Genomic DNA, 14,037 nt, shown 5'->3' on the forward strand with positions numbered 1-14,037 from the left:
TTCAAGGTCGTTGTCGGTCAAAGCCAGTTGCTTTCCTTGAGGCGCTCCACCGGGCGGCGGCTTTTCGGACGCCATGACCGCTTCGGGCTGCGTCGAATGTACTCGACTTGGGGCCGTCGGACTTCGCGGAGCAAGCCGGCGGGCCGACAACCGGTCGTGCCATGAGCGTTCATGTCCCGTTCACCCTCTCGGATCGATCATTCGATCAATAGGTCATGCTATTGAACGAATCTCTTGACCTGATCAATCGTGACCTCTACTTTCGGGCCACCCACCCCAGGAGGTTCTCGCATGAGTATCCGAGCCGGTCATGCGCTCTTCGCCGCGTCCGTCGCCCTCATCGGCACCGCTGTCCTGCCGGCCCAGTCGGCCCTGGCGGACGGCTCCACGACCTACGTCGACTGTTCGCGATCCACCGCGGGGACCGGCACCCAGGCCAGTCCGTTCAACAGCATCGCCCAGGCCAACGGGAAGACTTATGGGGCCGGCGACACCCTCGCCTTCGCGTCCGGCACCACGTGCAAGGGTGCCCTCGCCCCGAAAGGCAGCGGCACCGCGAGCCGGCCCGTCACACTCACCCGCTACGGCTCGGGTGCACTGCCGGTCCTGAACGGCGACGGAGCCACGGACGCGGTCTCGCTGACCAACCAGGACCACTGGACGATCAGTCACCTCAAGCTCACCAACCCGGCCGGTTCCCTCGCCCGGCGCACCGGCCTGCGCATATCCGCCACCGACGGCAAGGCTCACACCGGGTTCGACATCGGCAACCTCGTCATCGACCGTGTGGCCGGCCAGACCGACAAGACCGGTTCGGTCACCGAGGACTACGTCCAGTCGGGAAGCGTCGTCACCGGCGCCACCGGGACGAACTCCACACTCGGCGACGTACACGTGCACCACAACACCGTGAGCAATTCGGGTGGAGGCGGCCTGAAGATCCGTACCGGCTCCATGGCCACCAAGGGCGACGGCGTTCTCGTGGAGTACAACACCGTCAAGGACGTCGGCGGAGACGGCATCATCGTCAGCTACGCCGACTCCCCGCTGATCCAGTACAACGACGCGTCCGGCGTCGGCAATGGCGTCTACCCGTTCTCCGGCGGCAACTTCGCCGGTATCTGGGTGCTCGGCGACCACAACCCGACCATCCAGAAGAACGCCGTGTACGACATCACCAGGATGTCCGTCGCCGACAGCCAGGCGTTCGACTGCGACTGGGGCAACACCGGCTACTGCACGATCCAGTACAACTACAGCCGCGACAACATCGGCGGCTTCTTCCTGGACTGCGACGGCTGCGGCACGATCGGTGGCGCCAAGCAGGTCATCCGCTACAACATCTCCGAGAACGACTGCCGGATGAGCAGCAACAGTGCGGGCCGGTCGGCGCTGCACCTGTACAACAACGTCCTCTACTGCACGGACAAGAAGTTCGATGTCACGCTCCCGGACGAGAGCGTCGTCGAGAACAACATCTTCGTCGGCACGTCCGACTCCCGGCTTCCCGCCACGTCGGGTATCCAGTGGTACTGGAACGTCTTCCAGGGTGTACCCCGGCCCACGGCCAACGGCATCGCCGGTGACCCGCAGTTCGTCGCACCCGGGACCGGCGGCAGCTCGATCCACGAGGTGGACGGCTACCAGTTGAAGTCCACCTCGCCCGCGCTCGGCAACGGTGCCGTCATCACCGACAACGGTGGCCGCGACTACTGGGGCAACGCGCTCTCGGCGACGGCGAAGCCCAACCGGGGTGCCTACCAGGGCCCGGGTCTGTAGCCGACGGCCGATACCGACCTTTCAGGAGTGTCATGCGCAAGCCAAATCGACGCGACTTCATCGCGCTCACCGCAGCGACGGCGGCGGCCGCGGCAGGGGTGAGCGGTCCCCAGGCGGGCCGTGCGGCCGCCGCCGGGGCCCGGAAGGCCCCGGCGGGGGAGACGGCCGCGACCGGGACGCTGAAGGACGCGAAGCACATCGTGATCCTCATGCAGGAGAACCGCAGTTTCGACCACTACTTCGGGCTGCTCAAGGGCGTACGGGGCTTCTCCGACCGCAGCACCGTCGAACTGGCGGGCGGCCACGGCGTCTTCGACCAGCCGAACGGCACCGCCCGCCACTACCCCTGGCAGCTCAGTGCGACGCAGCCGGCCGGGGGTGCCGACCCCGAACGCCTCGCCCAGTGCAGCGGGGACCTCGCCCATGACTGGGCCAGCCAGCACGCGGCGTGGAACCACGGCAAGATGGACTCCTGGGTCTCCGCGAAGGGTCTGCGCTCCCTGGGCTACCTGACCCGCGAGGACATCCCCTTCCACTACGCCCTGGCCGACACCTGGACCGTCTGCGACGCCTATCACGCGTCGGGGATGAGCGCGACCGGTCCCAACCGCACCTACCTGTGGAGCGGAAGGATCAGCGAGGCATCCAAGGACGGCGGCAGCGAGTCCGGGCTGACCTGGGAGACCTACGCGGAGGCGCTGGAGAAGGCAGCTGTCAGCTGGAAGGTCTACCAGGCGGCGGACAACTACGGCGACAACGCGCTCGCGTACTTCGCGCAGTTCGCCTCGGCCCCGGCCGGCAGCCCCCTGCGGAGCAAGGGCATGTCCACGGTCCCCCGGGGCACCACCGAGCCGGGCGATGTGGCCGCCGACATCTGTGACGCGATAGCCGCCGACGTACGGGCGGGCACGCTGCCGCAGGTGTCATGGATCGTCCCCGACCAGAACTACTCCGAGCACCCCATGGCGACACCGGCCAACGGCGCCCACTTCGTCCACCAGGTCATCGACGCGCTCAACGCCGACCCCGACGTCTTCAACTCCACCATCCTCTTCCTCAACTACGACGAGAACGACGGCTACTTCGATCACGTACCGCCACCCACCCCGCCGGCGGGCACGGCCGACGAGTTCATCGGCGGGACGAGCATCGGCCTCGGCTTCCGTGTACCGCTGATCGCGATCTCCCCCTGGAGCCGGGGCGGCTATGTCAACTCCCGGACCAGCGACCACACATCGGTACTGCGGTTCCTGGAGAAGTGGACGGCCGCGATCGGCAGACCGGCCACCTGCCCCCACATCAGCGCCTGGAGACGTGCGGTGTGCGGCGACCTCACCAGCATGTTCGACTTCACCAGCCCGGTGTACGGCCTGCCCGCCCTGCCGGCCACCGCGACCACCGTCGACATGGGCCAGTGCTCCGGCCTGCCCAACCCCGTACCGGTCGACAACAAGCTGCCCACCCAGGAGGCGGGCACCCGCAAGGCACGGGCCCTGCCCTACCAGCCGACGGCCGACCTGGCCGCCTTCACCACTTCCGGCAGTTCCGTCCAGGCCAACATCACGATGGCCAACGGGGGCAGTGCGGCCTGCCATTTCGCCGTGTACACCAACGGCACGCAGCGCTCGGGAGGCCCCTGGCCGTACACGGTCGCGCCGGGCGGCAGCGCCGGTGACTTCTACAACTGCGGCCCCGGCTACGGGGACGGCCTCTACGACCTCACCGTCCTCGGCCCCAACCGTTTCATGCGCCGTTTCAAGGGCAACGCCACCAAGGCCGGCAAGGACCTTCTCGTGGCCGCGTCCGTCGTCGGCGTCTCCGGGACCGTCAAGCTCCGTTTCACCCTGACCAACAACAGCGCGGCCGCCGTGACGTTCACCATCAAGGCGAACGCGTATCGCACCGGCGGGCCCTGGACGTACACCGTGCCGGCCGGGAAGACCGTCACGGACGACTTCTCGGTGCTCACCTACGGCTCCGGCTGGTACGACCACACCGTCACCGTGTCCTCGGACACCACCTGGTCGCAGCGGTTCGTCGGCCACCTGGAGAACGGCCTGCCCAGCGTCAGCGGCTGACGCCGGTGCTGCCCCGGCGAGGAGGGCCACTCAGTCGCGCCACCACGGTTCGCGCACGTAGAGGCTCTCCTCGCCGACGCATCCCGCGCCGTTGGAGATCTCCCGGGTGTCCAGGTTCCAGCCCACGACACCGTTGCCCTTGCGGCTCAGCTCGATCAGCCGTTCGCTCGCGGTGTGTGTGCCGGCGGTGACCTCGCAGCGGACGATCCCGGTCCATGCCTGCCCGTTCAGGGCGGCGGCGAAGGCCAGCACCGGCAGTGCGAGGACGGTCAGGCCGAGGACGGCCCACTGCTCCAGGGCAGCCGCGCGACGCAGCAGGGGCGACGGCCGGTAGCTGTCGTCGACGTGCGATCCGGACGCCTCCCGGCCGCGGCCGGAGTGCCGGTGAGGGTGGCGTCTGCCGGTGCGGTACTCCACGACGACGCCCTTGCGCAGCGCATAGGCGGCGAGCCCGGTACCCAGTCCCCACCAAAGGCCGAAGAAGCACGCGACCACCACGGCCATCGAGGCCGGGCTGACGACGGTGAGGGCCGCGCGCTGGAGCGCCCGGAGGAAGCCGCCTTTCACCGGGACCGCGCCGCGCGCCGCGAACAGGGCGAAGACGACGCGGGAGACGACGACAGCCAGCACGGACGCGAGCAGCGCGTCGGTGAGCACCATGCCGATCAGGACGTCCGGCCAGTTGGCGGGTTCCATACCGATGAACACATCACGGGCCGCGGTGCCGCCCCCGACCGTGTACGCGACCTTCGTGACCGGCACGGCGAAGGCCACCGCCAGCAGCACGGTGTGCCCGGGGCCGCCCTTGCGGTCGGCCGACCGGGCTTCTGCCTCCGGGTCCTTGCAGTCCGTCTCCGCCATGGCGCCTACAGCGGGACGTGAATTGGCGCGACACGGGGCATCGATGTGGCTGCGGCCTGCCGCTCGTCGGTACGGGCGGGACGGACGACGCTCATGAGTGTGCTCCCGGCTTCTGAAGGGCGAGCGCGTGGAGACGCCGCGCTGCCCCGCAGCCTTACCCCGCCGCCGCACCCCGGCCACCGGCGTTACGCCGCCTGGGGCAACGCAGGCGCGAATCCGGCCCCCGGACCGGCAGTGCCGGCATCACACCGATCCCTGCGGGCGCTCGCGTTCCGGAAGATCAGCAGAGCAGCGCCGTGCGCAGGTCGAGCCGGTTGTCCAGGCGGGACAGGTCGCGGCCCGAGAGGAGTTCGATGCGCCGGACGCGGTAGTGGACGGTGTTGACGTGGATGTGCAGGGCCTCCGCCGTGCGGGCCCAGGAGCAGTCGTGGGAGAGGAAGGCTCGCAGGGTCTCCAGGAGCATGGGGCCCGACTTCGGACCGGCGTCCAGCAGGGGGCCCAGAACCGTGTCGCGGTAGATCGCGCGTACCTCGGACGGGACCCCGGCCAACAGCAGAGCCACCCCGCTGAGTTCACCCTGCACGACGACCGGTGTGCTGCCCGGGGCGGCGGAGCGGGCCGCCGCCAGGGCGTAACGGGCTTGCGTCAATGCCCCGTTGAGGCCGGCGGGGGTGCCGACCGGTCCGCTGACACCGGCATGCCAGGCGCTCTGCGGGCGGCAGTCCTGGATCAGGGGCCACACCTCGCGCAGCCGTTCCCCCACCCCGGCCGCCGCCTCCAGGGGATGCCCGACGACCGCCGTCACCTCGTCACCCGCGCCCCGCGCCACGGCGAACACGGCCCCGGGCAGATGGGCCAGCGCCTCGCCGAGGGCGGCGATGCCGTCCTCCCCGTGCTCCAGCACCGCCGTCACCACGGTGTACGCGGACCCGCCGGCCAGTCCGCACGACTCCAGTGCGCCCCTCAGGCGTTCCGGGTCCGGGCGCAGGGCGCCGGCGGCGGCCACGAGACGGCCGGCGGCGGGCTCGCGCGACGCCCGGTGCCGGTCGCTGCGGCGCCGGTACCTGCCGAGCAGGCCGGATATCTCCTCCAGGACCCGAGGCGGCACCCGTGCCCCCTCGGGGAGGTGCAGGTACCAGGTGTCGAAGGCCGTGCTCTCGGACTCGACGCGCATGGTCGTGCCCCGTCCGCCGCGCAACTCGTCCGCGGCCCGGGGCGCGGGCAGACGCGCCGCGCCGCCGGTACGGGCGACGGTCCGGCCACTGCTGGTGAGCAGGTGGCAGGCGGGCGCCCCGAGATGGGCGAAGGCGCGGTGGAGCAGTTCCCCGGCCCCCGCTCCGCCCTCCAGGGCCCGGTCCAGGTCCTCGCGTACGTTCTCCGGCAGGGCGTGATGGCTGGTGGGCCGGCCGCTGAGGTCGCCCCACTGGCGCAGGTAGACCGCCTCGGTCACGGCCCGGAAGCTGGTCTGCGGCGGTACGGCGATGAGGGCCACGCGGTGCTTGCGACAGGCGTCGACGAGTTCGCGCGGCACCTCGCCGTGCGTCTCCTCACCGGCCAGCAGGGCGACGGCTCCCGCCTGCCGCAGCGCCGACACGAACCGGTTCGTCCGGCCCGGCCCCCCGTCCGGACTCCACCACACCAGACCGCTCAGCACCACCTCTCCCGGCTGGAGGAAGCGGGCCGGGTCCTCCAGATCCGTCGCGGTGACCCCGGCGATCTCCTGGCCGAGCAACGTCTCGTCGCCCCAGACGAGAGCCAGGTCCAGGCGGTCCAGCCGGAGGAGGTGGTCGACGTGCATACGAGCTCCTTGCGCGGTCACGGGGCGAGCCCGCACTTGCATTCACGAGGCGAATGCGAGTCATCGCATCGTAGATGCAAAGCCTCAGGCGTAAAACGTCTCTTGTTTGATCCTCCAGGTACCGGGGTCCGGAGGTGGACGTTTTCCGGGTTCGCGTCCAGTCGTACCCGGGCGTCCCGGCCGCTTCACTGGCTCGGAGACATCGGTCGGAGGGCTGGGTGGGATGGATCTGAACACGATCACCGACGTGAGGGACGCGCGCCTGCGGGAGCCGTGGCGGACCGGGGACGCCTGGCTGGGAGGAGGCACGTACCTGTTCTCCGAGCCCCAGCCGCACCTGCGCCGCCTGGTCGACCTGAGCCGGCTGGGCTGGGAGCCGCTGACGCGCCACGCGGACGGTTCGCTGGAGATCTCCGCGACCTGCACGATCGCTCAGCTGTCCCGCTACGGCCGCCGCTCGCTGCACGCGCCGGCCGCCCCGCTCTTCGAACAGTGTTGCCGGGCCTTCCTCGCCTCGTTCAAGATCTGGAACATGGCGACCGTCGGCGGGAACCTGTGCAACGGCCTGCCGGCCGGGCCGATGATCTCGCTGACGGCCGCGCTCGACGGCACCTGCCTGCTCCGCGCCCAGGACGGTTCCGTGCGCGAGGCCAAAGTGGCCGACTTCATCCGGGGCGCGGGCCGGAAGGACCTCGCGGAGGGCGAGCTGCTGCGTTCGGTGACGCTCCCCGGGCGGGCGCTGGAATGCCGTACGGCCTTCCGGCAGGCCTCGCTGTACGGACTCGGCCGCTCCGGCGCACTTGTCATCGGCACGCTCGACCCGGTGGACGGCTCGCTCGCCGTGACGGTCACCGCCGCCACGGTCCGGCCCTTCCGCTTCTGGTTCCCGTTGCCGCCGACGGCCGGGCGGCTGCGGTCGGCCATCGACACGGCGGTGTCCGGAGCCGAGTGGTTCGACGACATCCACGGACTGCCCGAGTGGCGCCGGCACATGGGGCTGCGCCTCGCCGAAGAGGTCCGCCGCGAGCTGGCCGAAGCAGCCGGAAAGGACGACCGATGAGTTACGAACTCCATGTCAACGGGCGGACGTTCGAGGAGGAGCCGCGCGGCGGCCAGTGCCTGCGGACCTATCTGCGCGAACGCGGCTGGTTCGGCGTGAAGAAGGGCTGCGACGCCGGGGACTGCGGCGCCTGCACCGTCCACGTCGACGGCGAACCCGTGCACAGCTGCCTCTACCCGGCGGCCCGCGCCGAAGGCCGTACGGTGACAACCGTCGAGGGCCTGTCCACGGCGGACGACGAACTCCACCCCGTACAGCGCAAGTCCCTCGACGCGCAGGGCTATCAGTGCGGGTTCTGCACCGCCGGGTTCCTGATGACCACGGCGGCCCTGGAGGCGGAACGCGGCACCGAGCACGACGACGGCAAACTGGACGACCTGCCGCGCGCGTTCAAGGGCAATCTCTGCCGCTGCACCGGCTACCGGGCGATCGAGGACGCCGTCCGGGGCGTCAAGCACACCGAACGCCCGTGTGCGGGGCAGGCGGTGGGGCGCAACGTCGGCGCACCGGCCGGGCCGCAGGTCGTCACCGGCACCGCCCGCTACACCTTCGACATCGAGGTGCCCGGCCTGCTCACATGAAGCTGCTGCGCTCACCGCACCCGCACGCCCGCATCCTCGCGATCGGCACGGCCGCCGCTCTGCGCGTGCCGGGGGTCGTCGCCGTGCTCACCCACGAGGACGCGCCGGACACGCTGTACTCGTCCGCCCGGCACGAGCACCCCACCGAGGACCCCGACGACACCCGGGTCCTGGACGACGTCGTCCGGTATGTGGGCCAGCGGGTCGCGGCTGTCGTCGCGGACAGCGAACAGGCCGCCGAGGAGGGGTGCCGGCGGATCGAGGTGACGTACGAGGTCCTGCCCCATGTCACGGACCCGGAGGAGGCGATGCGCCCCGGCGCGCCCGTCATCCACGCCGGGAAGGGGCCCGACGCCCGCATCGCCCGGGTTGCGGAGAACGTGGCGGGAGAGGTGCACGGCGAGACCGGCTCGGTCGAGGACGGCTTCGCCGAGGCCGACCTCGTCCACGAGGAGACCTTCCGTACCCAGCGGGTGCAGCACGCCAGCCTGGAGACCCACGGCTGTGTCGCGTACTTCGAACCCAAGGAGGACGGCACGGGGGAGCGGCTGACCGTACGCTCCTCGACCCAGACGCCGTTCCTGACCCGGCGGGCACTCTGCGCGCTGTACGGGCTGCCCGAGGACGAGGTGCGGGTGGTCGCGGGCCGGGTCGGCGGCGGCTTCGGCGGCAAGCAGGAGATGCTCACCGAGGACATCGTCACCCTCGCCGCACTGAGGCTGCGGCGCCCGGTGAAGCTGGAGTACACCCGCGCCGAGCAGTTCTACGGCGCCACCACCCGCCACCCGTTCACCATCGCCGTCAAGGCCGGGGTCCGCAGGGACGGCACGCTTACCGCCCTGCGGATGTGGGTGGTGTCGAACACCGGTGCGTACGGCAACCACGGTCCGGCGGTGATGTTCCACAGCGTCGGCGAGTCGTTCGCCGTCTACCGGGCGCCGCACAAGAAGGTCGACGCGTACTCCGTCTACACCAACGTCGTCCCGGCGGGCGCCTTCCGGGGCTACGGCCTCGGCCAGGTCACGTTCGCCGTCGAATCCGTCATGGACGAACTCGCGCGGCGCCTCGGCATGGACCCGCTGGTCCTCCGCGAGAAGAACATCATCGGTCCCGGCGAACCCATGATCAGCCCGATCGGTGAGGAGGAGGACCTGCACATCGCGTCCTACGGACTCGACCAGTGTCTGTCCGTGGTGCGGAAGGCCATCGCCGAGGACCGCAGCGCCGACGACGCCCCCGAGGGGTGGCTGACCGGGCAGGGCACGGGAATGGCCATGATCGCCACCGGGCCGCCCGGCGGCCACTACGCCGACGCCCGGGTCTCGCTCCTGCCGGACGGGACGTACGACATCGCCGTCGGCACCGCGGAGTTCGGCAACGGCACCACCACCGTCCACAAACAGCTCACCGCCGGCGCCCTCAACACCACCGCGGACCGGATCGCGATCCGCCAGTCCGACACGGACGTCGTCCGCCACGACACCGGCGCCTTCGGCTCGGCCGGCACGGTCGTCGCGGGCAAGGCGGTGCTGCTCGCCGCGACCTCCCTGGAGCAGCGCCTGCGCACTCTGGCCGCGCGTCACACGGGGGTGGCCCGGCACCTGTGCGTGCTCGGCGCGGAGTCCGTCGACTGCGCCGGACGGCTCGTCACGCTCAAGGAGCTGTACGAGGCGGGGCACGCTGTGGGCGCGGCGGACGAGCTGGCGGCCGACGGGCACTGGGGCGGGTCGCCGCGCTCGGTCGCGTTCAACGCCCAGTGGTTCCGGGTCGCCGTCGATCCGGGCACCGGCGAGATCCGTATCCTGCGCAGCGTCCACGCCGCCGACGCCGGGAAGGTCATGAACCCGATGCAGTGCCGCGGCCAGGTCGAGGGCGGCGTCGCCCAGGCCCTGGGCGCGACGCTCTTCGAGACCGTCCGGGTCGACGACCGGGGCGAGGTCACCACGGCGGCGTTCCGCCGCTACCGGCTGCCCCAGTACGCGGACGTGCCCCGCACCGAGGTCACCTTCACGGAGACCTCCGACTCGATCGGCCCGCTCGGCGCCAAGTCGATGAGCGAGAGCCCCTTCAACCCGGTCGCGCCCGCGCTCGCCAACGCGCTGCGGGACGCCACGGGCATCCGGTTCACGGAACTCCCGGTGACCCGCGACCGCGTGTGGCTCGCACTGGACCGGCGGGCGGGGGACCTCGGCCGATAGACCAGGGTCCCGCCAGGCTCGTACTCGTGTATAGCTCAGAAATGCGAGCTGAAAAGGCGACACGGCATCGCAAACGCGGTTCACCGCTCCGGCGGTCGGGTATCACTGCGCGCAGCCGCCGCACCGACCGCCGCGAGGGGACCGACCATGAGCCGACGTAGCACCGCCCCGCGTCCCACACCCACGGGCACGTTCGCGCTCTGGGGCGACCTGGCCGATCCCGTCACCCTGTCCGTCGCGCGCCTGCGGCGGGACTGGGAGCAGCACCGGGCCGAGGTCGTCTTCGACTGCGCGACCTCGGGACCGCAGCGCCATACCTTCGCCGGTCCTCTGCTGCGCGAGGTGGTGGCCGCGACGTTGCCCGGCTTCGCCCCGCTCCGCCGCAAGGAGCGCTCCCGCTTTCTGCTCGCGGTGAGCGGCGGCGACGGCCACCACACCGTCATGTCCTGGGCGGAGATCGACGCGGACTTCGGCAACGCGCCGGTCCTGCTCGCCACCCGCATGGACGACGACGACCTCGACGCGTCCGGCACCCAGCTGGTCGTCCCGTCCGACCGGTGCGGCGCGCGCTACGTCAGCGCGGTCACCGGCATCTGGCTCGGCTGCCACGCTCACGACGGCGCGCTTCCCCTCGGCGTGTGACGGGAGCGCGGGCCTCGGACGTGGGCCGTTGCGGGGCCCATGAGACGATGACCGGCGATTTGGGCGACGGGAATCCGAGGAAGCCGGTGTGAATCCGGCGCGGTACCGCCACTGTGACCGGTGTTCCGGGAGCCAGAGACTCACACCGTCGCCCCCTCCATGGACTCCGGGGCGGATCTCCCCGGTGAGAGGCGGGTTGCGGGATGGCGCGAACAGCGGCCGATACGGCGGTGGGCCGGGGCGTGACGGAGGGGCCGGCGCCCAGCAGGGTGGTGGTCTGCCGGGACTGCTGCTGCGGCACGGTCAAGGTGGCGGGCGACCACAGGACCCAGACGGCGCGGCTGCGCTCGGCCGTCCCGATGCGTGTCTCCGAGTGTCTGGACGTGTGCGAGCAGGCCAACGTCATCGTCGTGCAGCCGTCGGCCGAAGCCCGTCGCGGCGGGGCCAGGCCGGTATGGCTGGGCCTGGTCAACGACCCGGACGCCACCGAGGACATCATCGCGTGGGTGAACGCGGGCGGTCCGGGAGTGGCGCCGATGCCGGCCATCCTCGACCTGTACGTGTTCGTACCGAACCAGCGTTCCGCGCGGGTGTGAGTGCGGCATCCGGGCCGGGACCGCGCGTCCCGGCCCGGATGCGTCCGCGGTTCAGGAGGTGGGCAGTTCGCCCCGGACGGTACGGGCGGCGGCGACCAGGTTCTCCAGGGAGGCCCGCGTCTCCGGCCAGCCGCGGGTCTTCAGGCCGCAGTCGGGGTTGACCCACAGCCGCTCGGCGGGGATCGCCTTCAGCCCGGTACGCAGGAGCGCGGCGGCCTCCTCGGTGCTCGGGACGCGCGGCGAGTGGATGTCGTAGACACCCGGTCCCGCCTCGCGCGGGTAGCCGTGGGCGGCCAGTTCGTGGGCGACCTGCATATGGGAGCGGGCGGCCTCCAGGCTGATGACATCGGCGTCGAGGTCGTCGATGGCCTGGACGATGTCACCGAACTCCGCGTAGCACATGTGCGTGTGGATCTGGGTGTCCGGCCGCACCCCGCTGGTGGTGAGCCGGAACGCCTCGGTGGCCCAGGCCAGGTAGTCCGCACGGTCGGCGGCCCGCAGCGGCAGCGTCTCGCGCAGCGCGGGCTCGTCCACCTGGATGACCGAAGTGCCGCTCGCCTCCAGGTCATCGACCTCGTCGCGCAGGGCGAGGGCGACCTGCCGGGCGGTCTCGCCGAGCGGCTGGTCGTCGCGCACGAACGACCAGGCGAGCATGGTGACCGGACCGGTGAGCATGCCCTTCACGGGCCGGTCGCTCAGCGACTGGGCGTACGAGGTCCAGCGCACCGTCATCGGCTCGGGACGCGAGATGTCGCCCGCGAGGATCGGCGGACGCACGTACCGCGTGCCGTACGACTGCACCCAGCCGTGCTGTGTGGCGAGGTAGCCGGTCAGCTGCTCGGCGAAGTACTGCACCATGTCGTTGCGTTCGGGCTCGCCGTGCACCAGGACGTCGATGCCGGTCTTCTCCTGGAAGGAGATGACCTCACCGATCTCGGCCCGGATGCGCTCCTCGTACCCCTCGGTGCCGATGCGTCCGGCGCGCAGGTCGGCGCGGGCCGTGCGCAGTTCGGTCGTCTGCGGGAAGGAGCCGATGGTCGTCGTCGGCAGCAACGGCAGCCCCAGATGCGCCCGTTGGGCCGCGGCCCGCTCGACGTATGGCTGGGAGCGGCGGGCGTCGGCCTCCGTGACGGCCTCAGAGCGGGCGCGCACGGCGGGGTCCCGGGTGATGGGGGAGTCCGTCCGGGAGGCGAGGGCTGCCTTGTTGGCGGCAAGCTCGCCGCTGATGGCGCCGGTTCCCTGCGCGAGGCCCTGGGCGAGGGTGACGATCTCGGCGGTCTTCTGGCGGGCGAAGGCGAGCCAGCGCAGGATCTGCGGGTTGATGTCCCGCTCCGGCGCGGTGTCCAGGGGCACATGCAGCAGGGAGCAGGAGGCGGCGACATCGACCCGGTCGGCGAGGCCCAGCAGGGTGCCGAGCGTGGACAGCGACTTCTGCAGGTCGTTGATCCAGATGTTGCGGCCGTTGACGACCCCGGCGACCAGGCGCTTGCCGGGCAGTCCTCCGACGGCCGCCAGGGCATCCAGATTGCCGGCGGCCGCCTCGGTGAAGTCGAGCGCCAGGCCCTCCACGGGGGACTTCGCCAGGACCGGAAGCGCCTCACCCAGCCGGTCGAAGTAGGAGGCCACGAGCAGCTTCGGCCGGTCGGTGAGCGCGCCGAGGTCGCGGTAGGCGCGTTCGGCGGCGTTGAGCTCGGACGGAGTGCGGTCCTCGACGAGCGCAGGCTCGTCCAGCTGCACCCACTCGGCCCCGGCCGCACGCAGATCCGCGAGCACCTCCGCGTACACCGGCAGCAGCCGGTCGAGCAGGGTCAGCGGCTCGAAGTCGGCGGGCACACCGGGGGCCGGCTTGGCGAGCAGCAGATAGGTGACGGGGCCGACCAGCACGGGCCGGGCGGTGAGGCCCTGGGCCAGCGCCTCCTTCAGCTCCGCGACCTGCTTGGTGGAGTCGGTCGTGAAGACGGTGTCGGGGCCGAGTTCGGGGACCAGGTAGTGGTAGTTCGTGTCGAACCACTTGGTCATCTCCAGCGGCGCCACGTCCTGCGTGCCCCGCGCCATGGCGAAGTAGCCGTCCACCGCGTCGGCCGCGACGGCGGCGCGGTGGCGCTCCGGGATCGCGCCGACCATGACGCTGGTGTCCAGGACGTGGTCGTAGTACGAGAAGTCACCGGTGGGGATCTCGTGGATGCCGGCGTCGGTGAGCTGCTGCCGGTTGGCGCGGCGCAGGTCCGCCGCGGTCTCCCGGAGGGCGTCGGCGGTGACGCGGCCCTTCCAGTAGCCCTCGATGGCCTTCTTGAGTTCCCGGTTCTGCCCCTGGCGGGGGTAGCCGTACACGGTGGCCCATGCTGCCGCGGCTGCGGACTTCGCTGTCACGGAGATCTCCTTCGCGAGATGAATCCCTGAAATCCCGGCGACGGGACGAGAGCGCGAAGGGAAGGACGAACCGG

Annotated in this window: 8 protein-coding genes, 1 pseudogene and 1 riboswitch; of the genes and pseudogenes, 6 read left to right on the forward strand and 3 right to left on the reverse strand. The window is 71.1% G+C overall.

Features of this window, described 5'->3' with window-relative positions; all coding sequences use genetic code 11:
* The first annotated feature begins 291 nt into the window (after positions 1-291).
* Positions 292-1,779 carry a right-handed parallel beta-helix repeat-containing protein gene (locus tag EAO73_RS15375; RefSeq protein WP_147972106.1) on the forward strand — a complete coding sequence of 496 codons (1,488 nt, stop codon included), beginning with the start codon at positions 292-294 and terminating at the stop codon, positions 1,777-1,779.
* 32 nt (positions 1,780-1,811) lie between these two features.
* A complete protein-coding gene (locus EAO73_RS15380) occupies positions 1,812-3,857 on the forward strand; it encodes a phosphocholine-specific phospholipase C (protein WP_147972107.1) in 2,046 nt (681 codons plus the stop codon).
* Between the two features lie 30 nt (positions 3,858-3,887).
* Here EAO73_RS15380 and EAO73_RS15385 read toward each other — a convergent pair whose 3' ends face one another.
* Entirely contained in the window at positions 3,888-4,718 is an 831-nt protein-coding gene (locus EAO73_RS15385; protein ID WP_147972108.1) for a hypothetical protein, read from the reverse strand.
* 280 nt (positions 4,719-4,998) lie between these two features.
* Positions 4,999-6,516: a PucR family transcriptional regulator gene (locus EAO73_RS15390; protein ID WP_147972109.1), complete on the reverse strand. Its 1,518-nt coding sequence runs from the start codon at positions 6,514-6,516 to the stop codon at positions 4,999-5,001.
* 223 nt (positions 6,517-6,739) lie between these two features.
* Between EAO73_RS15390 and EAO73_RS15395 the strand changes: the two genes are divergently transcribed.
* From EAO73_RS15395 to EAO73_RS15410, 4 genes and pseudogenes are all read left to right on the forward strand, one after another.
* The gene (locus EAO73_RS15395; protein WP_147972110.1) at positions 6,740-7,576 is read left to right on the forward strand and encodes an FAD binding domain-containing protein; all 837 of its coding nucleotides are present in this window, start codon (positions 6,740-6,742) and stop codon (positions 7,574-7,576) included.
* A pseudogene (locus EAO73_RS15400) lies at positions 7,573-10,355 on the forward strand (molybdopterin-dependent oxidoreductase). Before EAO73_RS15395 ends, EAO73_RS15400 begins: the two are co-directional and overlap by 4 nt.
* A 147-nt stretch (positions 10,356-10,502) precedes the next feature.
* The gene (locus tag EAO73_RS15405; RefSeq protein ID WP_147972111.1) at positions 10,503-10,997 is read left to right on the forward strand and encodes a molybdopterin-dependent oxidoreductase; all 495 of its coding nucleotides are present in this window, start codon (positions 10,503-10,505) and stop codon (positions 10,995-10,997) included.
* A 76-nt stretch (positions 10,998-11,073) separates the two neighbouring features.
* A riboswitch (cobalamin riboswitch) is annotated at positions 11,074-11,139 on the forward strand.
* Positions 11,140-11,200: 61 nt separating this feature from the next.
* On the forward strand, positions 11,201-11,593 hold the full coding sequence (locus EAO73_RS15410; protein ID WP_191134088.1) for a hypothetical protein: 393 nt from the start codon (positions 11,201-11,203) through the stop codon (positions 11,591-11,593).
* 51 nt (positions 11,594-11,644) lie between these two features.
* On the opposite strand, the gene metE is transcribed toward EAO73_RS15410, so the two are convergent.
* Positions 11,645-13,963 (reverse strand): 5-methyltetrahydropteroyltriglutamate--homocysteine S-methyltransferase, encoded by a 2,319-nt coding sequence (gene metE, locus EAO73_RS15415; protein ID WP_147972112.1) that lies wholly within the window; start codon positions 13,961-13,963, stop codon positions 11,645-11,647.
* Positions 13,964-14,037 lie beyond the last annotated feature (74 nt).

The organism is Streptomyces sp. col6 (assembly GCF_008042035.1).
Lineage (GTDB): Bacteria > Actinomycetota > Actinomycetes > Streptomycetales > Streptomycetaceae > Streptomyces.

What these genes read in the sequence shown, in the direction of transcription:
- EAO73_RS15375 (WP_147972106.1), top strand. Translation starts at nt 292, where the DNA reads ATGAGTATCCGAGCCGGTCATGCGCTCTTCGCCGCGTCCGTCGCCCTC.
- EAO73_RS15380 (WP_147972107.1), top strand. Translation starts at nt 1,812, where the DNA reads ATGCGCAAGCCAAATCGACGCGACTTCATCGCGCTCACCGCAGCGACG.
- EAO73_RS15385 (WP_147972108.1), bottom strand. Translation starts at nt 4,718, where the DNA reads ATGGCGGAGACGGACTGCAAGGACCCGGAGGCAGAAGCCCGGTCGGCC.
- EAO73_RS15390 (WP_147972109.1), bottom strand. Translation starts at nt 6,516, where the DNA reads ATGCACGTCGACCACCTCCTCCGGCTGGACCGCCTGGACCTGGCTCTC.
- EAO73_RS15395 (WP_147972110.1), top strand. Translation starts at nt 6,740, where the DNA reads ATGGATCTGAACACGATCACCGACGTGAGGGACGCGCGCCTGCGGGAG.
- EAO73_RS15405 (WP_147972111.1), top strand. Translation starts at nt 10,503, where the DNA reads ATGAGCCGACGTAGCACCGCCCCGCGTCCCACACCCACGGGCACGTTC.
- EAO73_RS15410 (WP_191134088.1), top strand. Translation starts at nt 11,201, where the DNA reads ATGGCGCGAACAGCGGCCGATACGGCGGTGGGCCGGGGCGTGACGGAG.